Genomic DNA, 26642 nt, shown 5'->3' with positions numbered 1-26642 from the left:
TACAAATATACTATTTAATCAAAACAAAATTTAAATATCATCCATGTTTTTAATAGCCCATCTAACTTGTCTTAAAATACCTCTTATAAGAGAAACTTCCTCAGGCTTTATTTCTGCTCTGTTAAGGAGCTTTCTCAATTTACTCATACGAGCTTTAGATGTGTGTTCTAGTAAAAAACCTATCTCTAATAAAAGCTTCCTTGCATCCTTAAGTAAATCTTCAATTTCTATTGGAAAAGCTGGATTTATGAAAACTTTATTTTTATTGAAATTTGAGTAGAAAAATTGGTGGAGAATAATTGCGACTGAATGAGAGAGATTTAGAGAAGGATACAAAGGAGATGTTTCTATTGAGACAACCTTGTTGGCTAATAAAAGTTCTTGGTTTGTAAGGCCTCTATCTTCTCTCCCAAAAACAATTGCTATAGAAGTCTCAGAGGATGCTTCACTCAGCCATTCCGAAGCTTCTCTGATTGTGTGAATAGGTATATCTCCATGGTCAATACGTCCACAAGTTGCTATCACTCTTTGACAGTCAGAAATAGCGCTTATAAGCGATAAATGTGCTTTTGCGTTGATTAGGAGATCTCTTCCTTTGACTGCCATTCTTATGGCTTCTGGATTGCTTGGGTCGCATTTTGGTGAGACCATCCTTAGGTCTTTTATTCCGAAATTTTTACAAAGTCTGGCAATGCTCCCAATATTTATTGCACCGCTAGGTTCAACAAGTACTACTCTTATATTTTTTAATTCCATATAGATACTTTTAATTTAAAGAGTGCATATAAGCCAAAAGATCTGCCATTGATTCGGAGTCAATCTCAAAGCTTGGCATTGGAGGAGTTAAACCTTTAGTAACTTGATTAATTATTTTGCCGTCGCTGAGTCTTGAGGTCGCTTCATTTAAGTCCGGACCTACCAGGCCTTGTGCCGAAATCCCATGACATCCAACGCAGTTCATGCGAAATATTTTATTTCCTTTATCAACAGAGCCTTTTGACTTAAGTGTTTCCTGAATAAAAGGGTCTGAATGATAGCTTCCAAAAAACCAGAAGAAGCTAGAAATGGATGCAATTACTATTAATGGCAACAAAAATCTAACGAAACCTGCTTTGAGGTATGAATTAACTGCAGCGGTTGATGACGGAGCTGTCACGAAATCGTCTTTGGCATGAAACAATTGTGGTTAATAGTTTGCGAAATCGCGAGAAATGATTGAACCACTTCTTTGTGGAATTGTATTGGGATTGGTGCCCATTACTATCCTTGGTTTATTTGTTGCTGCATGGAATCAGTATCGACGGGGTAATGCAATGCCAGATTGGGAATAAGAAATAAAAGTACGCTGCTCCCGTATCTTCTCATTTTTTGTTTTGACCATTTGTTTGAATATTCTGGAATGTTTTTAGCTGAGCACTCGCAAATAGCGATAGATCTTTCCTTCATCCAATTCCCCTCTAACAAGTTGTCTAGAATTTCTGAGTAAATATTTGAATCATAAGGTGGGTCTATATAAGCAAAATCAAAACGGTAGTCATATTTAGGGAACCTCTTAATAAAATTAATAGATTTATTTCTGCACCCTTGTTTGAGCGTGGAGATAACTTCATCGCAGATCACATCTAACGAATTTGGATGTGTTACATCTTCTGAGATTGATATTAAATTTGATTTACAAATTTCAGCAGTTTTTTTATTCGATTCAATAGATAAAACTCTTCTGGCACCATGCTGTAACGCTTCACACGCAACTACACCACTTCCACTACATATATCAAGCCAATGACATGAGTCAATCTTTTCTCTAAGGATATTATTTATTGCTTCCCTTACTCTTGAAGTTGTAGGTCTAGTTCTTAATCCTTTAGGGCTTTTTATCCTTTGGCCTGCAATTAATTTTAAATGATTTTTCACTTTCAACGTATGGCATAACTTTCAACCCAATTGAGCCATGAAAGGAGCATTCTTTCCCCTGCGACCCCAGATTTCTCAGGATGAAATTGACAAGCACTAATATTATTTTTACAAACTACAGCGGCAATATTAAAGCTTCCAAAAGAGACTGTCGCTGCAAGTTCTTCTTCTTGTAAAACATCAGCAGAATATGAATGTACGAAATACATCCAGTTTTGCTCATCTTCTGTCTTAAGCAAAGGACACTCTTTTTTCTTATTTAGTTTTGACCAACCCATATGAGGAATCCTTTGATTCTTTTGTTTGGGCAATTTTTTTACTTTTCCTTTAAATAATCCAAGACCTTTTGAAGATCCCTCTTCACTTGATTCGAAAAGGAGTTGTAATCCCAGACATATTCCTAATAGAGGCTTCCCATCAATCACCCAATTATTTATATAGGGAATTAATTTGGTTTTTGCGAGATTCTCCATCGCAGGGTCAAATGCTCCTACCCCAGGCAAAATTAATGCAGTACAATTCTCTAAATCAGCTGGTTTATTAACGATAACTACAGATTGATTTAATCTGTTAAAGGCTTTTTCTACGGAATGGAGATTTCCCATTCCGTAATCTATTAAGCCTAATCTGGTTATGTTTTGCCCACTGAATTTCTTCAAAGAAAATATTTGATTTAAAGGTGCTTAGAGATTGTTCCTGAAAGAGTTGCTTTTGGAACAGCTCCAACAACTGTATCTACTTTTTGCCCGCCTTTGAAAATCATTAAGGTTGGAATACTTCTAATGCCGTATTGGCTTGCAACATTTGGGTTCTCATCAGTATTTAGCTTGAACACCTTGATTTTTCCATCGAAGTCTTTCGATATTTCTTCAACAATTGGTGCAACCATTCGGCAAGGGCCACACCAAGGAGCCCAGAAATCAACAAGGACAGGTACGTCGCTCTTGAGAACTTCCTGTTCGAAAGAGGAATCAGTAACTGCAGGAGCGCTTGACATACCGTTTGAGTTTTATAGAAGTGAATTTATAAATAGTATTTTGCCTGAAAATCTGAATGCTGCCATTAGTTATGTGAACTTTGACGGTTACAAGGCAAAAACAAAAAGCCCGAACTCGTCGGGCAAGGGTGTGTGAGGAGTGTGTGGGCAAGAGCCAACACAAATTAATAATACTCCTAATTCTAAAAGAGAAATCTTTTAATCCTGAAAAAGATTTATTTACCCATTCCTAATTGTTGAGCTTTCTGATAAACCTTTCCTTCAGTTAAAAGAGAAGGTGCTACAACAACTTCTACTTGTTGCATCTCTTTTATAGATTGAGCACCAAGTGTACCCATAGATGTTTTGATTGCTCCTAAGAGATTATGCGTTCCATCATCTAAAAGAGCAGGGCCTAAAAGTATTCTTTCAAGTGTTCCAGTGGAACCAACTTTAATTCGAGTACCTCTTGGAAGTACTGGGCTTGGTGTAGCCATTCCCCAATGAAAACCCCTCCCTGGAGCTTCTTCTGCTCTTGCAATAGGTGATCCAATCATTACTGAATCGGCTCCACAGGCAATACATTTGCAAATATCCCCTCCCGTAATAATTCCTCCATCAGCAACTATAGGAATATATTTCCCAGTCTCTTTCTGATATTCATCTCTAGCAGATGCACAGTCTGCAATTGCAGTCGCTTGAGGAATCCCTACGCCTAGTACCCCTCTTGAAGTACATGCAGCTCCAGGACCAATTCCTACAAGTATGGCGGCCGCTCCGGCTCTCATGAGGTTTAGAGATACTTCATGAGTCACACAATTGCCTACAGCGACAGGTATTCCCATGCCTGCACATAGTTTTTTGATGTCAAGCTTTTCACTTCCTTCCGGGCCTATATGTTCAGTAGATACGACAGTTGCTTGTAGAAAAAATATATCTGCACCAGCTTCTTTAATAATTTCCTTGAAGCGTAAAGCTGCTATTGGAGTCCCACTAACACAAGCAATACCGCCTTTATCTTTGATTTCTTTTATTCTCTTCTTTACTAATTCTTCTTTAATTGGCTGACTATAAATTTTTTGCATAAGAGGAACAAAACCCTCTTTGCTAACAGCAGTTATCTGTTCTAATACAGAACGAGGTTCATCATATCTTGTTTGAACACCTTCGAGATTTAAAACGCCTAAGGCGCCTAAATTAGAGAGAGAGACTGCCATGTCAACATCTACTACCCCATCCATAGCACTGGCAATAATGGGGATATTTCTTTTGACTCCTCCAATTGCCCAGCTTGTGTCAGTTATTTCCGGATCGACAGTTCGCCCTCCTGGAACTAGAGCGATCTCATCTATTCCGTATGCTCGTCTAACGAGTTTTGAATGTCCAAGTTGAATATTCACATTTGGCTCAAATAATTCAAGTAAAACTACCAACTGATGAGTAAAATGTATTGTTTGTTCTGAATATATGATTTAAATCATTATTTTGATTTCATGCTAAATGGGATCTTTCTAGTGAACTGATAGCTTTTTATGTGGAAGCCTGGATAAATAATAAATAAAAGCTGATGACGTTTTGCGCAATAATCGTGATTTTTAAGCCACATTAGTTACATGAAAAGGTGATTTCACTTTTGCAAAGTCTCTGGTAGGCCGCAGTTGATTTGTATTAAGTGAGAATAGTGCGCTTGTTTGGACAAAATTCATATCCAGTTGTGAGTTCTCGAGATATTCTTAGGTCTGGTAAAACCCTATTTCATGGCTGATCCTATGGGGCCTAATAACACTGGTCCCCAAGATTCCGACACTCGGATCATCCAGACAGATTTGCGTAACGAAATGTCGCGTTCCTATTTGGAATATGCGATGAGTGTCATCGTTGGTAGAGCATTGCCAGATGCAAGAGATGGTTTAAAGCCAGTTCATAGAAGAATTCTCTATGCGATGTACGAACTTGGTTTGACGAGTGATAGACCTTATAGAAAATGTGCTCGAGTAGTTGGAGAAGTACTTGGTAAGTATCACCCCCATGGAGATACTGCTGTGTATGACGCATTAGTACGCATGGCTCAGGACTTTTCCATGCGAATGCCTTTAATTGATGGACATGGAAATTTTGGTTCTGTTGACAATGATCCGCCAGCAGCAATGAGATATACCGAATCCAGACTTCAATCATTAACTACAGAAAGTCTTTTAGAAGATATTGAATCTGAAACGGTTGAATTTATAGACAATTTTGATGGATCACAGCAAGAACCAACGGTTTTACCAGCAAGGATCCCACAGCTTTTGCTAAATGGTTCTTCTGGGATTGCTGTAGGAATGGCGACAAATATTCCTCCACATAATCTAGGTGAGTTAATTGAAGGGTTAAAAGCACTTATATCAAATCCAGATTTACCAGAAGAGGATTTATTGAAAATCATCACTGGCCCAGATTTTCCTACAGGAGGACAAATACTTGGAAGGAATGGAATCAATGAAACATATTCCACGGGAAGAGGCTCCATAACAATGAGAGGAGTCGCCGAAATTGAAACAATTGAAGTAACTGGTAGGCCTGATAGGGATGCTGTAATTATTACTGAATTGCCATATCAAACAAATAAAGCTGCGCTTATAGAACGTATTGCTGACATGGTTAATGACAAGAAACTTGAGGGAATATCTGATATCAGAGATGAAAGTGATAGAGACGGAATGAGAATAGTAGTGGAATTAAGAAGAGATGCTTACCCGCAAGTTGTCTTAAATAATCTTTTCAAACTTACGCCACTGCAAAGTAACTTTAGTGCCAATATGCTTGCACTTGTTAATGGAGAACCCTTAACACTTTCTCTAAGGAGAATGCTTACAGTCTTTTTAGATTTTAGAGTAGAAACTATTAAGAAAAGAACCAGATATTTATTAAACAAAGCAGAAGAAAGAGATCATATACTTTTGGGACTTCTTTTGGCTTTAGATAATTTAGACTCGATAATAGATTTAATTAGATCTGCTCCAGATACAGCAACAGCTAAAGGTAAATTACAAGAGAATCATGGATTAACTGAAATACAATCAGATGCAATACTACAAATGCAATTAAGGAGATTAACAGCTTTAGAGTCAGATAAAATACGGTTAGAACATGAAGAATTATTGATTAAAATAGAAGATTTTAAAGATATTTTAAATCGAGAAGAAAGAGTGTTTGGCATTATAGAAGAAGAATTGTCTAAGTTATATGATAAATTTAATAAACCACGTTGTACTGAGATATTAAACCTTGGTGCAGGTCTTGAAGATATTGACTTAATAGCTAATGAAAGATCAGTTGTTTTATTAACAGAAACAGGTTATCTAAAACGTATGCCTGTGAGTGAATTTGAAGCAACAAGTAGAGGCACTCGTGGTAAGGCTGGAACACGAAGCCAGGGAGAAGAAGAGGTCAAGCTATTTATTAGTTGTAATGATCACGATACCCTTTTACTTTTTAGTGATAGAGGAGTTTCTTATGCTCTTCCTGCTTATAGAGTCCCACAGTGCAGTAGATCAGCTAAAGGCACTCCTATAGTTCAACTTCTTCCTATCCCAAGAGAAGAGGCTATTACGTCTTTGCTTTCTGTTTCTTCCTTTGATGATGATGCGCATCTTTTAATGCTTACGAAAGGTGGGTTCATAAAAAGAACACCTATATCAGCTTTTAGCAAGATAAGAGCTAATGGCTTAATAGCTATTGGCCTAGAGGAAGGAGATGCTTTGACTTGGGTTCGCTTAGCAGTTTCAGGAGATAGTGTATTGATCGGTTCTAAAGCTGGTATGACTATTCACTTTCGTTTAAATGAAAGTGAATTAAGACCACTAGGTCGAACCGCAAGAGGGGTTAGATCAATGAATCTTCGTTCCGGGGATTCTCTAGTAAGCATGGATGTTCTTCCTGTAGAACTTGCTGATCAAATTGATTCCAGTTCAGATGAAAACATTGAAATTAATACAAATTTAAATTCCTCTGAAGGTCCTTGGGTTTTGGTTGCATCAGCAAATGGCCTTGGTAAAAGGGTTCCCGTTACTCAATTCCGTCTTCAGAAAAGAGCAGGTATGGGATTGAGAGCAATCAAATTTAGAATAGAAGGAGATGAGTTAGTTGGATTAAGGGTCTTAGGAAAAGGTGAAGAACTTTTGTTAGTAAGTGAGAAAGGGGTAATTGTTAGAACAAGTGCTGATCAAATATCACAGCAATCGAGAGCGGCAACTGGAGTTAGGTTACAAAAACTTGACTCTGGAGATCGATTATCAGAGGTTGTATTAGTACCTCATGAATTAGAACAGATTAATGAAAATTCAAATGAAGTTGAATCAAATACAGAAGCTGAACTAGGAAATAAGGCTTCATCTGACTGAAATTGAAAAACTTTGCTGATGTTTTAGTAATGGGAGCAGGGCCGGCGGCTTTGTGTATTGCTTCGGAATTAGTTCAACAAGGATTAAAAGTTGAAGCTTTGGCAAGTAATTCGCCAGAGGCACCTTGGCCTAATACGTATGGGATATGGGCCGAGGAACTTGAGTCATTAGGAATGGAATCTCTTTTAGGTTATAGATGGACAGATACACTTAGTTATTTTGGGGATGGTAAGGATTTAGTTGGCTTAGAACCTATAAAACATAATTTTGATTATGGCTTGTTTGATTCTTTGTCTTTACAAAAAGCGTTACTTGAGAAATGTAATGGACTGCTATGGAGATTAGAAACTGTAGAGAAAATAGTTTTTTCTCAAACAGAAACTGAAGTTATTTGTCATTCAGGAGAAAAATATTCAGCGAGAATTGTTATTGATGCGATTGGGCATAAAAGTCCTTTTATTCAAAGACCAAATAAAGGACCAGTGGCACAACAAGCTGCTTATGGAATAGTTGGGAAATTTAGTTCTCCTCCGGTTGGTGAAAATCAATTTGTGCTTATGGATTTTCGTCCAGATCATTTAAGTGAAAAACAATTAAAAGAACCCCCTTCATTTTTATATGCTATGGACTTTGGTGAAAATGTTTTTTTTGTAGAAGAGACTTCATTAGCTTGTGCTCCCCCACTATCGAAAAATATTTTAGAAAAAAGATTGTATGAAAGACTTTCTCATAGAGGAATAGAAGTAAAAGAAATACTTCATGAGGAAAATTGTCTTTTTCCTATGAACTTGCCATTGCCTTATCTTGATCAACCTCTCTTAGCATTTGGTGGCTCTGCCAGCATGGTCCACCCAGCTTCTGGGTACATGGTTGGTGCTCTTTTGAGGAGAGCACCGGCTCTGGCAAAATCTATAGCTGAAGCTATAGATTTAAACCCAAGCCTTAGTTCTCTTGATTTAGCGAAAGAAGGATGGAAAGTTCTTTGGACCCCAGAATTAGTCCAAAGACATCGCTTGTACCAATTTGGTCTCAAAAGATTAATGAGCTTTGATGAGTCTTTACTGAGAAATTTTTTTGTTGCCTTCTTTAAATTACCCAAAAAAGATTGGTCAGCTTTTCTTGCAAACACTTTGCCTTTGCCTAAATTAATAGTTGTAATGCTTAGATTATTTTATATGGCACCCTTGAAAGTAAGGCTTGGGATGATTGGTCTTTAGTTGGATAATATTAAATTTCACTCCAATCACTTGCTTGTATTAAAGGAAATAAAGAATCTTCCTTTTCTATTTCAGATAAGTGTTTAAAAGATAAAGCTTCTTTCCCTTCTATTGCATTTATTAATTTCCAAAATCTATTCAAGTGCTTATTGATCCGATCTTTTGCTAGTTGAGTTGTAGTACCCGCTCTCAATATAAAACTCCAATCTGATGATTGAGCTAATAAAAGTTCTCTTGCGGCTTGTTGGAGGAGTTTGATATCTGATTCATTTGAAACACCAATTGAAGATCTTTTAATCATGGCAATTGATGCTTTATTCCATTCTGGCACTATCCAGGAATTACTTTCATTTATCCAATAATTATGATATCCGCCTTGCCCCCAACTTGATGGCGAAGGATCACATAATTGGAGCTTTGGTGTCTTAGATAATTGATCTATTAATCGAGTAAATTTTATTCCTTCTTTTTTAGCTTGTTGAAAAAGTTCGGAAAGGAAACTAGGTCCTTCAAACCACCAATGGCCAAAAAGTTCTGCATCAAATGGTGCTACTAACAAAGGCTCAATTCCCATGGTCTTATTTAATTCTAATAATTGTCTTTTCCTTCCTTGTAGATATTCTTTCGCATGAGCCTTTATCATTTTTTTTGCTTTACCCGGTTCATATACTTTCTTTTGATCTAATGAGATTTTTTGCCCTGTAACTTTATGTAGTTTTATTCCTAAAGGTCTTTGATCTTGAATTCCTATTTCGTTTAGTTTCTCAATAGATAAGTCCCATCCTAAATCTCTATGGAATTCTCTGTATTCAGGATGACCAGGATATCCTTCAATTGATGACCATACAGGGAGAGTTGATTTACTATCTCTACCAAAAAATGCGATTCCATTTTTGCTACAAATTGGAGCATAAAGCCCATATCTAGGCCTTGGATTTGCATGCAATACTCCATGCCCGTCTAAAATTGCATATTTCAATCCAGTTTTGGCCATTAAATAGTCAAGACCTTCGTAATAAGCACATTCCGGGAGCCATATTCCTAGAGGAGGAGAACCAATTAAACGAGTATGTTCTCTTATTGCAGTTTTTAATTGACCTAATACTGCTTGTGGATTTTCCCGAAGTAAAGGCAGATATCCATGAGTAGCAGCGCAAGTTAGAAGATCAATAACTCTTAGTTTTTGAAGTTCTGCAAAACGATTAATTATATCTCCATTACAATTTTGCCATTCATTTAATTGAGTTGAAATAGTTTGCTTAAGATTATTTGCTGCGCTTTGATAAATATCTGGAAGATTATCTAGAAGTTTTATTCTCGCTTTAAGCCAAGTTGGGAAGCGATTTTTTAGTTCTTTGTCATTTAGCAAGGATAAAAGAGTTGGTGAAAGGCTAATAGTTATTTTCGGTTGCTGTGTTTTTGATGCTGATGCATCTTCTAAGGTTTTTAAAAGAGGTAGATAGCATTCCATCAGGGCTTGGAAAAACCAGTCTTCTTCAAGAGAACCTGATGCGGCTGACCTGACGTAAGGTAGATGTGCATGGAGTACTAGTGCTAATTTACCGTTGGACAAATTTCACCACACCATTTGCCTCACTTTAGAATGCTAATGAGTTGTTTATTGGGGTTTAATTAATTTCTTTAAAAGAAAAGACTTTTTATTAATGGTTCTTGAAGTGATTTTTTTACAATTATCTTATTTATTCAAATTAAATAAATAAATTGACTAAAGTTATTTTGTTTAAATAGATATTATCCTTAAGGAAGAAATCAATTAGACTTATATTATTAATCTTCAATCCGACCAATAACCATTAGGAATGGATTTATGGCTAAGGATCCCGGCCGCGTTTTAATTTTTGATACTACCCTTAGAGATGGAGAGCAATCTCCTGGCGCAAGCCTCAATTTGGAGGAAAAACTTGCTATAGCTCAACAGCTTGCAAGATTGGGAGTAGATATTATTGAGGCTGGTTTCCCTTTTGCTAGTCAGGGAGACTTTGCTGCCGTACAAAAAATTGCTGAAGTAGTAGGAGGAGAAGAAGGCCCAATTATTTGTGGATTGTCTCGAGCTTCAAAATCTGATATCAAAGCATGTGCTGATGCGGTTGAACCTGCTCCTAAAAAAAGAATTCATACATTTATTGCCACAAGCGATATTCATCTTGAGCATAAACTTCGCAAATCGAGATCTGATGTCTTGGGAATTGTTCCGGAGATGGTTAGATATGCTAAATGCTTGGTTGATGATGTTGAATTCTCATGTGAGGATGCAGCCAGAAGTGATCCGGAATTTTTATACCAAGTAATCGAACTTGCGATTTCTGCAGGAGCAGGAACTATAAATATTCCTGATACTGTTGGATATACAACACCTACAGAATTTGGAAATTTAATTTCAGGTATTAATAAAAATGTTAATAATATTGACGAGGCTATTTTATCCGTTCACGGACATAATGATTTAGGTTTGGCTGTAGCTAATTTCTTGGAAGCTATTAAGAATGGAGCTAGACAACTAGAGTGCACAATTAATGGAATTGGGGAAAGAGCAGGTAATGCTGCTTTAGAAGAATTGGTTATGGCATTACATGTTAGGAGAGGTTTTTATAATCCCTTCTTTGGAAGACAGCCTGAAAGCCCTACACCATTAACTGCTATTAGGACTGAGGAGATTACTAAAACTTCTAGACTAGTTTCTAACTTAACGGGTATGATTGTCCAACCTAATAAAGCAATAGTGGGAGCAAATGCTTTTGCTCACGAGTCTGGAATTCATCAAGATGGTGTACTTAAGAATAGGCTTACTTACGAAATAGTCGATGCCAAAACAATAGGATTGACAGATAGTAAAATCTCACTTGGGAAACTAAGTGGAAGGAATGCTGTTAGGGCAAGACTCGAAGAGCTTGGGTATGATTTAAGTAGAGAAGATTTAAATGATGCCTTTGCAAGATTCAAGGATTTAGCTGATAGGAAAAGAGAAATAACTGATAGGGATTTAGAAGCAATCGTGAGTGAACAAGTTCAGCAGCCAGATGCTTTTTATGAATTACGGTTAGTTCAGGTCAGCTGTGGAACTAGCTTGAAGCCTACTGCTACAGTAACTTTGATGGATCCAGAAGGTGATGAGAAAACTTCTGTATCCTTGGGTACTGGACCTGTTGACGCTGTTGTTAGGGCTTTAGATTCACTAGTTGGTATTCCAAATGAACTTACTGAGTTTTCCGTTAAGTCTGTTACTGAAGGTATTGATGCTTTAGGAGAAGTGACAATTAGAGTTAGGTATAAAAATAATCTTTTTTCTGGTCATTCCGCAGATACTGATGTTGTTGTTGCTGCTGCACAGGCATATGTGAATGCACTTAACCGTTTGGTCTCTGTTAATAAGAAAGCTCCTATTCATCCCCAGCTTGACCTGATTGAATCTCAATCAGCTCAAGCTATCTAGCTGAATTTGGATGGAAGGTAGTTTTTACTCTTGTCTATCTACATAGCCTTCCATATAAAATAAATCGGTTAACTTGTTTGAGGCTTATGGCGTTTAAGCAAAGTATTTATAGGCTTATAGGGTTAGATGGGAGGCCTCATAAGGTTTTAGATGCTCCATATGATTCTATGGATGCGGCTTTGGGGGCTGCAAAGAATTGGTGTAATGGGCAAGGTCTTAGTGGTTCATTAGATGATAGATCTATAGGAATTGAAGTTATGACTAGTAACGGTTCTTGGAGAACAGTTTGCTATCCCAACAATTCAATTTAATTAATATCTACTAATAGAACTAGCTAGTCCTCAGCTGTTTGCTATTAAAGAATTTTTAATAAATGACTTTATCGTAATTATTAGTATTTGTAATAAATACTTCTTTGTAGACTTTACTTAGAATTCTGACAGTTATTTCAATCACTAAAACCTTTTGACGTCATTGATTATTTGCTTGATATTTGACTAACTTGGTATAAGTAAAGCATTTATTAATGAGAAGCAGCTTAAGTGGATACTGGATATTTGCCTGGTTAGGCTTACTGGCAAATATTGCAGCAATTCCTTTTATTGCTTTCGTAGTAAGTTCTGGCCCACCTTTGCAATGGGCAAACTTATGGGTTGCTATTTTTCTTGGTTGGCCAGCCGCAGTTGTTGGAATAGTAGCTGCTTCTGGACTTTTTGCTGAAAGGCAGTGGGGGGTAATTATGTCAATTGTTGCCTTGTCAATGGCTGTATCAGGAACTTTGCCATATGGAATATATCGACTAATTGATGAGGGCGATATATTTGGATTAAGTGGATTATCATTATTAATTGCTATCTTTAATTTGATTGCATTAATTTATTGGTGTAGGCCTGGACATAGAAAAATAAGACTTTAAAAGTTATTTTTGAGTTATTTTTTTTATTGAGGTTAATTTATTAATTTCTTTTGTGTACTAACTGGATATTTCAAACGTCTATGACGCATTCTTCTCCATACTCTTACGAAGCCTTGTATAACTAATTCCATTTCTGATCTAGTTAAGCTGCTCTCTAAAAGTTGGCCATCTGTTTGACGGGACTTTATTATTTTTCTAACAGTATCGCAGGCTTCATTATCAGTGGTTTTTGCTTCAAGAGATCTTAGAGCAGCTTCACAACCATCTGCCAACATAAGGATCGCAGTTTCCTTAGATTGTGGATTAGGTCCTCTATAACGAAACCTTTTTTCAGATGTAGAAGGATCTTTTTGTCTTGCTTGATGGAGGAAATATCCCATCTTTAATGTCCCTTGATGTTCTGGAATAAAATCAGCAATTGCTCCAGGGAGACGATATCTCCTAGCAAGTTTTAATCCTTCATCAACATGGGCTTGCAAAATATCTGCACTTTTAAATGGATCTTTTATCGCATCATGTGGATTAACACCATCTTCTTGATTCTCTATAAACCATTCGGGAGCATGCAGTTTCCCTACGTCATGATATAAAGCTCCTGTTCTGATTAGGTCAATATCTGCTCCTATGCTTCTGGCTCCTTCTTCAGCTAGTCCGCAAATCATTAACGTATGCTCAAATGTACCAGGAGCTTCTTTTGAAAGTCTCCTTAGTAAAGGTCTTTCTTGGTCTGCAAGTTCCATTAATCGAGCACTTGTTAATAGACCAAAAGTGTTTTCTATTATTGGTAAAAGAAGGATTGTAAACATTATTATTGCTCCAACTACAAATGCCTCTGATATCAAGCTTTCTGCTCCTGAGGATAGATTTACTGAATTTATTTTTATATAAGAAAATTGACTTCTAAGAAAAAACCATTCTCCTCCTAAAGCAAGACAAGGCAATAAAATTGCAATTTGTAGTAGTTCTGCACGACTTCTCATTCTTCTTCCTAGGAATGCAACCAAAGCAGCTGAGATGGCTGCAATTATTAATCTGCCTTCTTCAATACCAGTTACAGGTGCAGGCCATATGAAGCATGCTATTGACATCCAAGCTAAAGCCGAAGCAGTTCCAATCCCTTGCGATAATAAAAGAGTAGGTGGCACGATTATTGCAAGAGGACTTATTGCTGCTCCAAACCAAATCTTGCTTACTTGAACAATTGATATCAATCCTAATGAAAGAAGTGCTTGTCGTGTCTTTAACCTTGGTTTTTCTCTTCTCATTATTAATATCAAAACCCCACAACTTGCTAGTGCTTCTGTGAATTTATAAAACCATTCAGTGGGTCTTGGCGTTATTTTTATTAATCCAAAATGAGCCAGAAAATCAAAGTCCTTTTGGTTTATAACATCGCCTTTTTGAATGATTAAATCTCCTTTTTTAATTAAAGGATGCTTAGGTATACCTTGCTTACTTATTTGCTCCTCAAAAAGCTTTTGACTTCTTGTTGGATCATGCTTGAGATTTGTTTTGCCTTCGAATGTTTTTGCAATTAATTTACTCCCAATAGAGTTGGAGGTTGAATTAACAGGGTTAAATAACGACAATTGAAGTGCAGCTGAGTCTTTCAGTTGGTCTATTGCAAGATTCTTAACTAAGCCTTGGCTAAGCATATTTTTGGAAACAAAAATAATTTCTTTCTGCCATTTTTCTTTATTTTCTTTATATTGGTTATAAAGCCAATACCTTTCTTTTGCTTTTAATTTGATTTCACTTCTTTCAACCTCATTATTTTCAATTAGAAGTTGAAGATTTTTTAGATTATTATTTAATTTACTTAAAAGATTTTCAGTCTCCTTTTTATCTATAACTTTTACAAATGTTAAAGCTTGTAGTTCCGAGCGTTTCTTTTTCAATGCAGAACTGTCTGTAATTACATCTTCTCTTGGTGCTATTGCATCGAATGGAGATAAATCTCCAGGCCTCAATTCAGGAACAGCTAATAATTTATAGCTTGAGATAATTGCGATAAAAATGCATACCAAAAACAATCCAACCTTCTCTGCAGGGTTCCATAGAAGTACAGAACGTCTGGGAGATTGGCTGCGTAGCCAATGTCTCCGAAACCTTTTCATTCTGAGAAGTTTTGCCACAGAGCTTGGAAGCAGAACATAAAGCTAGCTATTTATTCGATACATGCTGTTATTAAGCTTATTTGAGTTGTATGGGAATTAAAATTGATGGTAAAGCACTCGCCAAAGATATTGAGCAGAGACTTGTTCATGAGATTGATGTTGAGATAGATCATGCTGGAAGGCCCCCTGGTCTAGCAGTCATTCGTGTTGGTGATGATCCTGCAAGTGGAGTTTACGTAAGGAATAAAGAAAAAGCTTGTTCTCGGATTGGAGTTAAGAGCTTTGTCTTACACCTTGATAAGAAAACCACAATAGATCAATTAATATCAGAAATTGATTTATTAAATCAAAATCAAAATGTAGACGGAATTCTGATTCAATTGCCTTTACCTGCAGGATTAAATGAAGACTTAGTCTTGAAAGCTATTAGCCCAAGTAAAGATGCTGATGGTTTACACCCTTTAAATTTAGGCAAATTGTTGAAAGGTGAAATTGGACCAAGATCATGTACTCCTGCTGGAATAATGGCTTTGCTTTCAAGTAATGAAATAACCATTGAAGGTAAAAGAGCAGTAGTAGTGGGAAGAAGTATTTTAGTGGGAAAGCCTATGGCAATAATGCTGCAGGAAGCTAATGCAACTGTGTCTGTAGCTCATTCACGTACAAAAAACTTAATTGAATTAACAAGTCAAGCTGAAATACTTGTAGTAGCAGCAGGTAAACCCAATTTAATTACTGATAAACATGTTAGGAATAATGCTGTTGTGATTGATGTGGGAATCCATAGAGTGAAAAACCATTTAATGGAAAACCAATCGGGAACAAAACTCTGTGGAGATGTTGATTTTGAGAAGGTTGAATCTAAAGTAAGCGCTATTACTCCTGTCCCTGGGGGCGTAGGTCCTATGACGGTTTCAATGCTTTTAGTAAATACAGTCAGTCTTTGGCAAGAACATTGCGGTTTGTCATTTACTCTTAGTGATCTTCTCCCATAAGGTACAAGTCCTGAGAGAATTTATCAAAATTAATTTGCAATATGCCTAAGGCGGTCATTTCCTCTTTTGACTTTGCTGATTATTTGGCAAATTCGAAGAATCTTATAGAAGCAGCTTTGGATGATTCTCTGGGCCCAGAGAACCCAGAGTTACTAAGAGATGCCATGAGATACTCATTGCTTGCAGGAGGTAAGAGACTTCGCCCAATCCTTTGTTTGGCTGCTTGCGAGCTTGCTTGTGGAGATTCAGAGAAAGCTATGCCCACAGCAGTGGCTTTAGAAATGATTCATACGATGTCATTAATTCACGATGATCTTCCTTCTATGGACAATGATGATCTTCGAAGAGGAAGACCTACTAATCACAAAGTTTATGGTGATGCAATAGCAATTCTTGCAGGAGATGCCTTGCTTACAAGAGCTTTTGAGATGGTTGCAATTCGCACTTCAGATGTTCCAGCAGATAGACTTTTAATGGTTGTTGGAGAGCTGTCTTTGGCTGCTGGTGCTCCGGGATTGGTTGGCGGTCAGGTTGTGGACTTAGAAAGTGAGGGGAAAGAAGTTGATTTAGATACTTTGGAATATATACATCTTCATAAAACCGGAGCATTATTAAGAGCATGTCTCATTTGTGGAGCATTGATTGGGGGAGCAAAGCAAGATCTTTTAGATGCTCTTGACGTTTATGCAAAAGGAATTGGACTTGCTTTTCAGATTATTGATGACATCTTAGATGTCACTGCTAGTAGCGAGGTCCTAGGAAAGACTGCTGGCAAAGACTTAATTGCAGACAAGACAACTTATCCCAAGCTAATAGGACTAGAAAAATCTAAAGAAAGAGCAAATGAGCTAGTTCAGGCGGCGAAAGACGCGCTGAATCCTTGGAAAGAGAAATCAGCACCCCTTCTAGCATTAGCTGATTACATAACAAATAGAGATAGATGAATTTTATTGAATCTTCGATATCTATGTTTTATGACTTATTAACTAATGAAGTTTTAGTTTGGGCGTTGATTGCTTGCGGATTAGCTCAAGTTTCGAAACTTTTTTTTGAAGTATTCAAAAATGGCAAATGGAGACCTGCTGTTCTTATCGAAACAGGAGGTATGCCATCAAGTCACTCTGCGTTGGTTTCAGGTACGGCTGCTGGAATTGGTCTAAAATTAGGTTTTAATGATCCAGTCTTTTCACTCGCAGCGGTAATTGCTTTTATTGTTATGTACGATGCTAGTGGCATTAGAAGATCGGCTGGTATAACGGCTGCAACAGTTAATAAGTTGGTTAAAGAAACTGACCAGGATCCTTTAAACCCATTAAAAGAAAGCTTGGGGCATACTCGACTAGAAGTACTAGTAGGAAGTATCTTTGGACCAACTGTAGCTTTAATAGGAATTGTCTATATAGGATCACCTGTTGACCTATTTCAGACTCTAAAATTTGCTTTAGCTTGAAAACTCATATAGATGGTGACTTGGGGGCTAATTTAACTAGCGATCAAAAGGAGGGCTTATTACTATTCAGTTCATGGCTCACTGAATCAGTAGGAGATAAACCATTCGTGATGAGTGGTTTTGCTGGAAGTGGTAAAACTTTTCTTTCTATGAAGTTCTTACAATTAGTGGAAAATAAAAATCTTTGTTGGACTGTTGCTGCTCCAACTCATAAGGCAGTTGGGGTCTTGAAAAAAGCTCTGGATGAAGAGGGGCTACGACCTACTTGGTATCCTTCTACTATTCATAGACTTCTTCGTCTTAAACTTAAAAGAAAGGGTGATATCGAACTTTGTGAAGAGACAGATCAGACATTGACTTCTTTGAACGAATTAGCCTTAGTCATTATTGATGAGTCCTCAATGATTGATCAGAATCTTCTTGAGATAGTCCTTAGATGTGCACACTCATCTGGTACACGCCTTGTTTTTGTAGGAGATCCAGAGCAGTTACCTCCTGTTGGAGAATCTCATAGCTCAGTATTTTCAATGAAGAGAAGTACCTCTGTACAATTATCTCAAGTAGTTCGTCATCAAGGCCCTATTTTACGATTGGCTAATTGTGTTAGAGATGGCACAATACCGTGTCAGATTCCTCCTCTTATACCCCCTGTTAAATCGTCTAAAAGCTTAGTAAGAATTTTGAATAAAATCAGTTGGTTGGATCATGCTAAATCGTCATTAAGATCAGCTTCAGAAAATGACAATCCAGATGAAGCTAGAATTTTGTGCTATACCAACAGAGTCCTAGAAAGATTGATCCCTCATGCAAGACGTGCTATTCATGGTGACATGGCTGATCAAATGCCAGTTTTGCCAGGTGAGGTTTTGATTACTAGGAAGGCTATAATGGCAGCCGCATCAGCATCTTCTGATGGCCAAGATGAAGGGGAAGATCCAGATATGCTTATTAGCTCTAATAGAGAGATGATTGTTCTTGATATTACTCCTGAAGATTGTGATCTTAAGAATTTCGGATTAGATAATGATGATTTATTTGAAACCTCTCTGGTAAATACTCAAATTGCAAAAGTTAAATGTGGAGAACGAGAACTTTCTTTACGTCTACTTCCCCATATGGGGACGAACTCAAGACAAAAACTTGATTTTCTTTTAAAGAGACTAAGTAAAATAGCAAAAGAGCTTGGTAGTAAAGAAGGCAAAAAATATTGGCGAAAATTCTTTTTTATAAGAGATGCTTTTGCCTCAGTTGGCCCAGCTTCTGTCTTAACCGTACATAGAAGCCAAGGGAGCACTTTTGAGAATGTTTTTGTTGCTTCAGATGTATTTTGGCCACAAGACCTTTGCTTAAGGAAACAATTGACTTACGTCGCCATAAGTAGGGCAAGTAATCAAGTATGGCTTGTTGGAGATTCTCAAAACAATGCGTCTAGGTCTACTTGGGAAACACAATTTAAATCTTATCTTTCCTAATAACAGACTATTTTGCTAAAGCTAATAGTTCCAATTAAATTGGATTAAGGGTTGGAATCGGCTCTGATTATAGAGTTTAACCAGTGAGTTAGCACATTAGGTGAACTCGGCCAATGCAAATGTATCCAACTTGCATGCAAATATTCATTGCACCAGCCTTCTTTCCTTCTGGCCATATTCCAGCCTTCAAGCTCCCATGGGAAATCGAAAGTGGACATATTACTTGCTTTGCGAAGAGTTTGTTTGATCTGCCAATAATGAAATTCGTGACCAATTAAATGATCTTTTCCCTTGAGTATTATCGTATCTCTAAGGCTATGGATCTTTCTATATCCAATACTTAGATGACCTTTTTGCGCATTGAAAGGCAATAAACCTGTCATAGGATGATTCTTTCCGTTTATATCTGAAAGAGAATCTCCCAGAAGTAGCATGCCACCACACTCGGCATAAATAGGATATTTCCCGAAAATTGATTTAATAGAACCTTTGCTTTGCTTTGCTTTACTTATTTGTTCAGCATATTTTTCAGGAAATCCTCCTGGAATAATTAACCCTTTGGCTTCCTTGGGCAGGGGTTGATCTTCTGTTGGCATCCAATTAAGTATCTGTATCCCTGAAGCTTCTAAAAATTCAATTGTCTCAGGATATCGAAAGTGAAAAGCTTTATCATTGGCTATGGCTATTGGATATTGTTTTATAGCTGTTTTGCTAATTCTATTGAGTGATTGCTCGAAAAAAGAATTGTTATTAATTTGTCTAGGTGCTTTAAGGATTTCTTCAAAGGCTCTTATATCTAAATATTCATCTGCTAGTTTTACCCAATAATTAATGCGTGCCTCTAAATCTTGTATTTCATGTGCAGGTTTAAGACCTAAATGTCTACTAGGTAAGTTGAGATGTTGAGAGTCAGGAAGATGTCCCAGCATTTTTACGTTTATTGAGTCTAAAACTTCTATTAATAAATCCTTATGTCGTTCAGTATTTACTTTATTGAGTACAACTCCTGCTAATTTTATATTGGGGTCTTCATCTCTAAATCCTTTTATTAACGCAGCTATAGAAGCGGCTTGCCCATTTGCATTAATTGTTAAGACTATTGGTAGGTTAAGTTGTTTTGCTACATCTGCGGTACTGCCATTTTTGGTAGATCCAATTCCGTCAAATAATCCCATAACTCCTTCAATCAGGGATAGCTGGGATAGCCCTGCAAAATTATAGAAGCTTTGATTTACCCATGACCTGTTACATAGAATTGGATCTAGGTTCCTACAAGGCTGCTTAGATACTGCTGTAAGGAGTTGAGAATCTAAATAATCTGGTCCAACCTTAAATGTTTGAATTTTATGTCCATTATGTGTTGCCCAAGCAGAAAGAAGGAGACTAAGAATGGTTTTTCCACTTCCGGTAGATGGAGCAGAGATAATACATGCCATATTCTTTCTATTATTTCAGAAATCTTAAATAATCTATTTACATAACTTACTTGATTTCAGCATGTTAAAGGCGATGGGTGTTGCTGCTTCAAGAAGTGGACTTGATGTTCCACGACTACTACCAAGTAGACGAGCAACATCCATCTCGACAGAATCATGTTGATTTGGCACTACTTCTTCAATGAGTTCCATGCTAGCCATCCCACCGGCTTCTAATCTCATGCACTCACCAGATTCGGATGCAAGTATTACACAAATGTCTTTTTGACTGTTTTGCTCGCTCTTGCAAATCAGCCTTAATCCAACTATTTGACCTGGATGAATGCTTGGATTCCCAATAGGTAAAGGCATGAGGCGAAAATTAACTGTATTACCATCTTTTCTCGAAAAGCTTGCTTCAATTAGATTGTTGTTATTTGTAGTGCAATCCTTTAGTTCCCATCCAAGACGATCAGATATCCATGAGGCTAACAAGAGACCTTGAACCGGATGCTTGCCTTCGATATCAATATCTAAATTAACTACTCCTGTAAGAGATGCCCTCCGATCGAGAGGGTCAAATACCATTGCTAAAGTTTCTCTCCACCCCCTTAACCTTAGCCAATTTAAATCATTAACGGCCTGACCATTATTTAATTTCTGATTAAGTAACTCAAGGCATCTTGTGGGTTTACCAAGAGCACTATCAATTATTAGTCTACGGTTTGATAAAGCTAATTTCTGTAGAAGATCTGGTGCTTCATCAAGACTTCCGTTCCACCAAAGCCATGATGGCAGTTCCTCTGGTATTAAGTCTTTGAGAATTCCAAGTCCATTATTTAAAGATTTATTGTTACCACGAAGAACAACAACATCTCCACAAGCAGAGTTTCCATCACCATCTTCAGGGAGTGGACAATAAGCTGCAACAAGAGTTTCTAATGCTATGTCATTATCTAATGTTGGAGCAAGAGTAATTAATCTTCTTGGTTGTAACTCGCTAATAGCTTTGTCAATATATTGTCCTCTTAAATCTTCTGCTTTTTCTTTTGATTCATTTTTTGAGAGTGAGTTATAAACGCTTATATCTAAGGGACAGGTGCTATGAGGAAGATTTTCTTTAATTATTATGTTTCGTGCTGCTTCTATTATCTCAATACGTTGATTGCCAAGGATAGGTCCTTTAACTTTTCCGCTCCTAATTAGTTTTTGCTCCATCCATGCAGGTTGCCATACGAGTAACGTAAAAGTATTGGCTCCTTGTTTCCCAATCTCATCATGTGACCAAAGTTGATCTAGATAACTCGGGATTTCTGAAGGCGGTAGTTGAAGTGGAGTTTGGACAGTTAATTGTGGTGACATGGATTTATGAAATTATGAATAAGGCTTTGAGTTATGGCCTTCGCCAAAGAAGTCGGTCTCTAGCAAGAAGAGCATCTGCTTCTGCTGGTCCCCAAGTTCGTGATTCATATTGGTGAACAGGCAATTGCCATGGAACATCTTCAATTAATTCCAATAGAGGCGTATAGAGTCGCCATGCAGCTTCTACTTCATCACTTCTGGTAAAAAGAGTTGGGTCTCCAAGCATTGCGTCCGCTAAAAGCCTTACATAACCTTCATCGGAAGGCTCTCCAAAGGACTGATCATATGAAAATTCCATTTCAACTGGCCTGCTTTTCATTCCAGATCCAGGAGATTTTACTTCGAATTTAAATTCAGCACCTTCATTAGGTTGAATTCTCAGAATTAATTGATTTGAAGTAGGACTTCCTCCTGCGGAGTCGAATAGATGTACTGGTGCTTCCCTAAAAGTAAGCACAACTTCACTTAATCGCTTTGCGAGTCTCTTCCCTGTGCGTATAAAAAAAGGTACTCCTTGCCATCTCCAATTATTAATAAAGACTTTCATTGCAACATAAGTCTCTGTTGTGCTGCTTGGATCTACTCCAGGCTCTTCTCTATATCCACGTAAAGGGTTTTTTTGATTGCCACCCTTTGCATATTGACCTCGAACACAGCAATTCCAAGGCTTTAACTCATCAGCCAATCTTGTTGCATGTAGTACTTTTGCTTTTTCATTTCGAATGGCCTCCGGGTCAAAATGTCCAGGTGGTTCCATAGCGGTAAGAGCGAGCATTTGAGTCATATGATTTTGAACCATATCTCTCAAGGCTCCTGAGCTTTCGTAATACCCAGCTCTATCTTCAACTCCAACCGTCTCTGAACTTGTAATTTGAACACTTGAAATATAATTTCGATTCCAAATGGGCTCAAAAATTGTGTTAGCAAATCTCATTACAAGAATATTTTGAACTGTTTCCTTGCCTAGATAGTGATCGATTCTAAAAACTTGGCTTTCTTGGCAGCAGCCTTGTACTAGTTGATTAAGAGCTCTAGCACTGCTGTAGTCTCTTCCAAAAGGTTTCTCGATAACGACTCTGCTCCTCTTGGGATCATTTAATAGGCCTGCAGAAGAAAGTGCTTTACATCCAGGCCCATAAAACTTAGGAGCTACTGAAAGATAGAAAGTTCTATTTCCATGTGTGGCTTGCAATCTGTCTATTCCTTCTAGTCTTTGCCCAAGATTTACAACATCCTCTGGTTTTTGTAGATCTACAGGTTCATAAAAGAGCTTAGAGGAGAATTCTTCCCAATCTAATGGACTTTCTTCAATCTTTTCTTTTAAAGTAATTGCCATTTTTAATCTAAATTCATTATCAGTCCATGGTCTGCGTGCACAACCAAGCACTGCAAATTCACTGGGCAATCTGCGTTGTTTATAAAGCTCGAATAAGGCCGGCACTAATTTCCTATGGGTTAGATCTCCGCTTGCTCCAAAAATAACTAGGCATTGTGGAGAAATAACTCTTTCTTGCCTTAGCCCAACTCTAAGAGGATTTGTTATCGGCGTATTCATTTAGTAATTAACCATCAGCCGATGGAACCTATCTTTCTAACAATTCAAAGAGCTATTGGCTATATAGCTACATTTTATTCTCGGATGCCCAAAATTTAATTTTGGTTGATTGAAATCAAATTCTTCCTAAATTCATTGCTTCTTTAGTAAGTCTCAGCATGCCATCTACCAGCTTTCCTTAGTTGAGGCCTTAGTTCTGACCAGTTAAGTCCTTTGGCCGCTGCAGCAGTAGTCATGGCTTCATCTATTCCAGGTTCCATACCTTTCAATCCACATAAGTAAATATGTGTTTTTGGATTTTCAATCATATTGAATATTTCTTCAGAGTGCTCTAACACCCTGTCTTGTATATACATCCTTCCCCCCTTCGAATTGTTTTGCTCTCTGCTTATAGCTTTTGTATAAATTAAGTTTTCAGGGAATTGCTTTTTGTAATGTTCAAAGTCATCGTTGTATAGAAGATTTGCTGTTTTTGGTGCTCCCATAAATAACCAGGCTTTACCTTTGAAGTTCCAATTATTTTTTTCTCTTTCCATTGGTTCAAACATTTTACGTAGATAGGCTCTCATTGGAGCAATGCCTGTTCCAGTGGCAAACATAATAATGTTCGAATCTTCTTCTTCAGGAAGAAGCATCTCCTTCCCAACTGGACCACTGATCTTTACTTTGTCTCCTTTTGAAAGATTGCAAAGATAAGTAGAACAAACCCCGTTAATAGTTTCACCATCTTTTTCATATTGAAGTTGGCGAACACACAAGGAAACTGTATTGCCAGCGAAATTATCACCATGCCTTGTACTGGCTATTGAATATAGCCTTGGTTTATGCGGTTTACCTTTATTATCTTCACCTGCAGGAATTATTCCAATGCTTTGACCTTCCACATAATTTAGAAAAGGATCTGAATCTGATAGATCAAATGTAATGTGTTGGACTTTTCCAATTGCTCCTTCTTTTAGGGCTGTGTAGTTCTCAGTGACAGTACCTAAGAAAGGTGCTTTTGGTTTGTAAGTATTTATGGGTACGTCAGCATGTGGTTTTTTCTTGATTGGCTTAGATACTGAATCTTCTTTGGATAATGAATTTTTGGAAACTGTTTCTTTCTCTTGAGATTTATTTACTTGTTTTTTTGTTTTTATGGCTGGAGCATTCATTCCATCATAGTCAGGACCAACAACGAGCCCTACAATTGCAAAAAGTAAAATAGAACCAATACCAGCTAAAACTGCTGTAGGAGCTGGAGTGCTTAGCAATGATGCGAAAGTGATATACATGGGATTTTTTAAATGAAGTTAACTTAAATAATGCCTATTGATCCAACTTGTTTGAAGATGGAGATTCCTTGTAGGAAGATTCCTGGCTAGGAGAGCTTGAGTTTTCATTAGAAGTCTTTGGATTTAAAGGTTTTTCAACAGACTTCTTTGAGATTTCTGCGGGCTTAGATTTTTCTAACTTCTTTGAAGAGTTAGAGGTCGTTGGTGATGAATTTAAATCCTTTTTACTAGTGGTGGTAGTCCTTTCAGTTTTTGTGTTTGAGGCTTTTGAAATTTCAGTTTTCCTAGCGAATACTTTGTTCTGTATGAAATAAAAAAAACCAATTATTATTGGTATGTGAGCAAGACCACCTGCAATTACTTTTATTTCAGAGTAAGCCATCAATAACTGATATTAGATAGAGAGGATACCAATTTTTTTGATCCTTTAGTAGAAAAGCTCATTCGAAAGTTCACCTTTTGAGATTGGCACAACTTGATAATTTTCTTTCATTTAGTCTTTTTACATCTTTTTGGGCATTTTTTCTCCTATGAAAATAATTCATATTCTTAGGTGGACTTTGGTAAATCAACTAGTTCTTTCTAAGAAGGAAGCTTTTGTTTCTATATTTTATAAAAGTCAGAATTTCTAGATTTTTTTGCGCATTAAAGACTTTTCAAATAAAAACAGAAGGTGAAATTAATAGTTATACGGAATAAAGCTGTATCTACAAAAGAAACAAACTTTTAAAATTCCTTCTGAGTTTAAACTGAAAAACTAAGTAGCCCCAAGGGGATTCGAACCCCTGTCGCCTCCGTGAAAGGGAGGTGTCCTAGGCCTCTAGACGATGGGGCCAAGACTGTTAACCATTCTACTTGTGACAATGATCACACCTGAAAACTAAGTTCCAACATCACCACTCGTCAAGGTTCCTTCTGTCTTATCTGCTCCTTGCCAGACAGGAAGAGTAAAAAAGAAGCAAGCTCCTTTTCCTATTTCAGAAACGACCCAAATTCTTCCACCATGTACTTCAACAATTCTTCTGCAAACTGATAAACCAATTCCAAAACCTGAAGTCCTCTCTGAAGTTTGTGGTAGTCGTACGCGATCTAGAAAAATACGTTTTTGCTCTTCTTGAGGAATTCCTAGTCCATTGTCACAAATACTTATTTCAACCCATTGATTGGTTCTATGAAGCATTGTTATAGAAATTTTTCCACCATCCTCTGAATATTTAAGAGCATTTTCAATAAGGTTTAAGAGGACTTGGCCAATTCTTCTTTGATCAGCAAAAACATTTGGAAGATCAGAGGGGATATCTGTATGGATCTCTATATTTCTTTTTAGCCAAAGCTTTTCTAGCTCAAGAATTATTTCAGCAGATATGCTTGCTAGCTTTATCTTTTGAGGATTAAATAATGCTTCCCATCGGGTACTTCCTACTTCAAGAAGATCTTTGGAAAGTAGTTCAATTTCTTCTAAGCGCCTTTTCAGGACATCTTGAAATTTTGAAATAGATATTTGCCCAAGTTTCTGACTTTGAGCAGCTAAGGTCGCAACCGTTAGTGGAGTTCTTAATTCATGGGCAACCATTCTTAGTAAGCGTTCTTGAGATTGAACTCTGTCCGTGAGAGTTTCGTTTTCTTGTCTTAGGAATAAAACTTCATCCTCTAGTTGAAGTTCCTTTTGTGTGCGACTTTCGCTATTTATCTCTATCGAATTAGAAGCAAGATCATTGGCCGTAACAAATCCTTCTTGTTTCCATCTTGGAAGCCAAGTCTTTAATTGTTCAAAAAGTGAACTTCCCGCAAATATTTGTTTTGGATAAGGTGCAATTTTTACTAGAGCTGGAACAGCGATAATTTTATGTAATTCGAGTATTTCAGGATTATCACTGGGTTCTAAGATTTTTAAATTGATTTGAAAACCTGTATCTTCGCTTTCTAGAAATTGAATTAATGATTTTAAATCACCTCTGGAGAGGTGATGGCGGCTAGCCACTAGAAGAAGGTTTAGCTCCTTTGTTTTTTCTTCGCGCCAAGTCAAGGAGTTAAAAAGTCTTGCTGTCTCTATTCACCTTAAGAGATTATGAAACAATTTCTTGATCGCCTAATAAGTATTCATCGATCATTTACTACATTGCATAGATCGTGTAATTATTAG

The 26642-nt window shown here is 37.2% G+C and carries 23 protein-coding genes, 1 tRNA gene and 1 pseudogene; 10 read left to right on the top strand and 15 right to left on the bottom strand.

What is annotated here, in order from left to right; genetic code table 11:
• Positions 1 to 30: 30 nt before the first annotated feature.
• Positions 31 to 756, bottom strand: a complete 726-nt coding sequence (locus SOI85_RS02945; RefSeq protein ID WP_320664739.1) for an RNA methyltransferase — start codon at positions 754 to 756, stop codon at positions 31 to 33.
• Between the two features lie 10 nt (positions 757 to 766).
• The gene (locus SOI85_RS02940; RefSeq protein WP_320664738.1) at positions 767 to 1156 is read right to left on the bottom strand and encodes a cytochrome c; all 390 of its coding nucleotides are present in this window, start codon (positions 1154 to 1156) and stop codon (positions 767 to 769) included.
• A gap of 55 nt (positions 1157 to 1211) precedes the next feature.
• Here SOI85_RS02940 and petG point away from each other — a divergent pair, with 55 nt between their 5' ends.
• Positions 1212 to 1331 carry a cytochrome b6-f complex subunit V gene (gene petG / locus SOI85_RS02935; protein ID WP_320664737.1) on the top strand — a complete coding sequence of 40 codons (120 nt, stop codon included), beginning with the start codon at positions 1212 to 1214 and terminating at the stop codon, positions 1329 to 1331.
• A 10-nt stretch (positions 1332 to 1341) separates the two neighbouring features.
• Here petG and SOI85_RS02930 read toward each other — a convergent pair.
• From SOI85_RS02930 to SOI85_RS02915, 4 genes and pseudogenes are all read right to left on the bottom strand, one after another.
• Positions 1342 to 1914: pseudogene (locus SOI85_RS02930) on the bottom strand (RsmD family RNA methyltransferase); the annotation flags it as partial.
• Positions 1915 to 1916: 2 nt separating this feature from the next.
• Entirely contained in the window at positions 1917 to 2549 is a 633-nt protein-coding gene (gene hisH / locus SOI85_RS02925) for an imidazole glycerol phosphate synthase subunit HisH (protein ID WP_320665103.1), read from the bottom strand.
• A gap of 38 nt (positions 2550 to 2587) precedes the next feature.
• The gene (trxA, locus tag SOI85_RS02920; RefSeq protein WP_320664736.1) at positions 2588 to 2911 is read right to left on the bottom strand and encodes a thioredoxin; all 324 of its coding nucleotides are present in this window, start codon (positions 2909 to 2911) and stop codon (positions 2588 to 2590) included.
• 215 nt (positions 2912 to 3126) lie between these two features.
• Entirely contained in the window at positions 3127 to 4290 is a 1164-nt protein-coding gene (locus tag SOI85_RS02915; RefSeq protein WP_320664735.1) for a GuaB3 family IMP dehydrogenase-related protein, read from the bottom strand.
• 357 nt (positions 4291 to 4647) lie between these two features.
• Between SOI85_RS02915 and gyrA the strand changes: the two genes are divergently transcribed.
• A complete protein-coding gene (gene gyrA / locus SOI85_RS02910) occupies positions 4648 to 7275 on the top strand; it encodes a DNA gyrase subunit A (RefSeq protein ID WP_320664734.1) in 2628 nt (875 codons plus the stop codon).
• Positions 7272 to 8492 carry a lycopene beta cyclase gene (crtL, locus tag SOI85_RS02905; RefSeq protein WP_414477804.1) on the top strand — a complete coding sequence of 407 codons (1221 nt, stop codon included), beginning with the start codon at positions 7272 to 7274 and terminating at the stop codon, positions 8490 to 8492. Before gyrA ends, crtL begins: the two co-directional genes overlap by 4 nt.
• A gap of 10 nt (positions 8493 to 8502) precedes the next feature.
• Here crtL and SOI85_RS02900 read toward each other — a convergent pair whose 3' ends face one another.
• Positions 8503 to 10065, bottom strand: a complete 1563-nt coding sequence (locus SOI85_RS02900; RefSeq protein WP_320664733.1) for a glycoside hydrolase family 57 protein — start codon at positions 10063 to 10065, stop codon at positions 8503 to 8505.
• 255 nt (positions 10066 to 10320) lie between these two features.
• On the opposite strand from SOI85_RS02900, the gene SOI85_RS02895 reads away from it, so the two are divergent.
• The 3 genes from SOI85_RS02895 to SOI85_RS02885 all read left to right on the top strand — a co-directional run bounded on the left by SOI85_RS02895 (position 10321) and on the right by SOI85_RS02885 (position 12859).
• Positions 10321 to 11943 carry a 2-isopropylmalate synthase gene (locus SOI85_RS02895; protein ID WP_320664732.1) on the top strand — a complete coding sequence of 541 codons (1623 nt, stop codon included), beginning with the start codon at positions 10321 to 10323 and terminating at the stop codon, positions 11941 to 11943.
• 86 nt (positions 11944 to 12029) lie between these two features.
• Positions 12030 to 12254 (top strand): hypothetical protein, encoded by a 225-nt coding sequence (locus SOI85_RS02890; RefSeq protein ID WP_320664731.1) that lies wholly within the window; start codon positions 12030 to 12032, stop codon positions 12252 to 12254.
• Between the two features lie 215 nt (positions 12255 to 12469).
• Positions 12470 to 12859, top strand: a complete 390-nt coding sequence (locus SOI85_RS02885; protein WP_320664730.1) for a hypothetical protein — start codon at positions 12470 to 12472, stop codon at positions 12857 to 12859.
• Between the two features lie 32 nt (positions 12860 to 12891).
• Here the strand turns inward: SOI85_RS02885 and SOI85_RS02880 are convergent, their stop codons facing one another.
• Positions 12892 to 14976, bottom strand: a complete 2085-nt coding sequence (locus SOI85_RS02880; RefSeq protein ID WP_320665101.1) for an HDIG domain-containing metalloprotein — start codon at positions 14974 to 14976, stop codon at positions 12892 to 12894.
• Between the two features lie 89 nt (positions 14977 to 15065).
• On the opposite strand from SOI85_RS02880, the gene folD reads away from it, so the two are divergent.
• The 4 genes from folD to SOI85_RS02860 are packed head-to-tail and all read left to right on the top strand — an operon-like array spanning position 15066 to position 18893.
• Positions 15066 to 15971, top strand: a complete 906-nt coding sequence (gene folD / locus SOI85_RS02875) for a bifunctional methylenetetrahydrofolate dehydrogenase/methenyltetrahydrofolate cyclohydrolase FolD (protein ID WP_320664729.1) — start codon at positions 15066 to 15068, stop codon at positions 15969 to 15971.
• A 41-nt stretch (positions 15972 to 16012) separates the two neighbouring features.
• Positions 16013 to 16915, top strand: coding sequence for a geranylgeranyl diphosphate synthase CrtE (crtE, locus tag SOI85_RS02870; RefSeq protein ID WP_320664728.1), 903 nt, complete (start codon positions 16013 to 16015; stop codon positions 16913 to 16915).
• Positions 16912 to 17421, top strand: a complete 510-nt coding sequence (locus SOI85_RS02865) for a divergent PAP2 family protein (protein ID WP_320664727.1) — start codon at positions 16912 to 16914, stop codon at positions 17419 to 17421. Before crtE ends, SOI85_RS02865 begins: the two co-directional genes overlap by 4 nt.
• Positions 17418 to 18893: an ATP-dependent DNA helicase gene (locus tag SOI85_RS02860; RefSeq protein WP_320664726.1), complete on the top strand. Its 1476-nt coding sequence runs from the start codon at positions 17418 to 17420 to the stop codon at positions 18891 to 18893. Before SOI85_RS02865 ends, SOI85_RS02860 begins: the two co-directional genes overlap by 4 nt.
• 44 nt (positions 18894 to 18937) lie before the next feature.
• Here SOI85_RS02860 and SOI85_RS02855 read toward each other — a convergent pair whose 3' ends face one another.
• The 7 genes from SOI85_RS02855 to SOI85_RS02825 all read right to left on the bottom strand — a co-directional run bounded on the left by SOI85_RS02855 (position 18938) and on the right by SOI85_RS02825 (position 26525).
• Positions 18938 to 20329, bottom strand: coding sequence for a cobyrinate a,c-diamide synthase (locus SOI85_RS02855; RefSeq protein ID WP_320664725.1), 1392 nt, complete (start codon positions 20327 to 20329; stop codon positions 18938 to 18940).
• Positions 20330 to 20362: 33 nt separating this feature from the next.
• Positions 20363 to 21670, bottom strand: a complete 1308-nt coding sequence (locus tag SOI85_RS02850) for a glucose-6-phosphate dehydrogenase assembly protein OpcA (RefSeq protein ID WP_320664724.1) — start codon at positions 21668 to 21670, stop codon at positions 20363 to 20365.
• Positions 21671 to 21701: 31 nt separating this feature from the next.
• The gene (zwf, locus tag SOI85_RS02845; protein ID WP_320664723.1) at positions 21702 to 23225 is read right to left on the bottom strand and encodes a glucose-6-phosphate dehydrogenase; all 1524 of its coding nucleotides are present in this window, start codon (positions 23223 to 23225) and stop codon (positions 21702 to 21704) included.
• A gap of 143 nt (positions 23226 to 23368) precedes the next feature.
• On the bottom strand, positions 23369 to 24379 hold the full coding sequence (locus tag SOI85_RS02840; protein ID WP_414477803.1) for an FAD-binding oxidoreductase: 1011 nt from the start codon (positions 24377 to 24379) through the stop codon (positions 23369 to 23371).
• Positions 24380 to 24533: 154 nt separating this feature from the next.
• Positions 24534 to 24881: a hypothetical protein gene (locus SOI85_RS02835; protein WP_320664721.1), complete on the bottom strand. Its 348-nt coding sequence runs from the start codon at positions 24879 to 24881 to the stop codon at positions 24534 to 24536.
• A 380-nt stretch (positions 24882 to 25261) separates the two neighbouring features.
• Positions 25262 to 25334 (bottom strand) — tRNA-Glu (locus SOI85_RS02830).
• A 45-nt stretch (positions 25335 to 25379) separates the two neighbouring features.
• Positions 25380 to 26525 (bottom strand): histidine kinase, encoded by a 1146-nt coding sequence (locus SOI85_RS02825; protein ID WP_320664720.1) that lies wholly within the window; start codon positions 26523 to 26525, stop codon positions 25380 to 25382.
• Positions 26526 to 26642 lie beyond the last annotated feature (117 nt).

It is taken from the genome of Prochlorococcus sp. MIT 1223 (assembly GCF_034092465.1).
In the GTDB taxonomy this organism is placed as follows: Bacteria; Cyanobacteriota; Cyanobacteriia; order PCC-6307; family Cyanobiaceae; genus AG-402-N21.
This window is presented reverse-complemented; position numbering and strand designations above follow the sequence as displayed.

Coding starts and splice junctions, on each gene's coding strand:
- SOI85_RS02855 (WP_320664725.1), bottom strand. CDS start 20,329: ATGGCATGTATTATCTCTGCTCCATCTACCGGAAGTGGAAAAACCATT.
- SOI85_RS02890 (WP_320664731.1), top strand. CDS start 12,030: ATGGCGTTTAAGCAAAGTATTTATAGGCTTATAGGGTTAGATGGGAGG.
- petG (WP_320664737.1), top strand. CDS start 1,212: ATGATTGAACCACTTCTTTGTGGAATTGTATTGGGATTGGTGCCCATT.
- SOI85_RS02840 (WP_414477803.1), bottom strand. CDS start 24,379: ATGAATGCTCCAGCCATAAAAACAAAAAAACAAGTAAATAAATCTCAA.
- crtE (WP_320664728.1), top strand. CDS start 16,013: ATGCCTAAGGCGGTCATTTCCTCTTTTGACTTTGCTGATTATTTGGCA.
- zwf (WP_320664723.1), bottom strand. CDS start 23,225: ATGAATACGCCGATAACAAATCCTCTTAGAGTTGGGCTAAGGCAAGAA.
- folD (WP_320664729.1), top strand. CDS start 15,066: ATGGGAATTAAAATTGATGGTAAAGCACTCGCCAAAGATATTGAGCAG.
- SOI85_RS02850 (WP_320664724.1), bottom strand. CDS start 21,670: ATGTCACCACAATTAACTGTCCAAACTCCACTTCAACTACCGCCTTCA.
- SOI85_RS02865 (WP_320664727.1), top strand. CDS start 16,912: ATGAATTTTATTGAATCTTCGATATCTATGTTTTATGACTTATTAACT.
- trxA (WP_320664736.1), bottom strand. CDS start 2,911: ATGTCAAGCGCTCCTGCAGTTACTGATTCCTCTTTCGAACAGGAAGTT.
- SOI85_RS02835 (WP_320664721.1), bottom strand. CDS start 24,881: ATGGCTTACTCTGAAATAAAAGTAATTGCAGGTGGTCTTGCTCACATA.
- gyrA (WP_320664734.1), top strand. CDS start 4,648: ATGGCTGATCCTATGGGGCCTAATAACACTGGTCCCCAAGATTCCGAC.
- SOI85_RS02880 (WP_320665101.1), bottom strand. CDS start 14,976: ATGAAAAGGTTTCGGAGACATTGGCTACGCAGCCAATCTCCCAGACGT.
- SOI85_RS02885 (WP_320664730.1), top strand. CDS start 12,470: ATGAGAAGCAGCTTAAGTGGATACTGGATATTTGCCTGGTTAGGCTTA.
- SOI85_RS02945 (WP_320664739.1), bottom strand. CDS start 756: ATGGAATTAAAAAATATAAGAGTAGTACTTGTTGAACCTAGCGGTGCA.
- SOI85_RS02895 (WP_320664732.1), top strand. CDS start 10,321: ATGGCTAAGGATCCCGGCCGCGTTTTAATTTTTGATACTACCCTTAGA.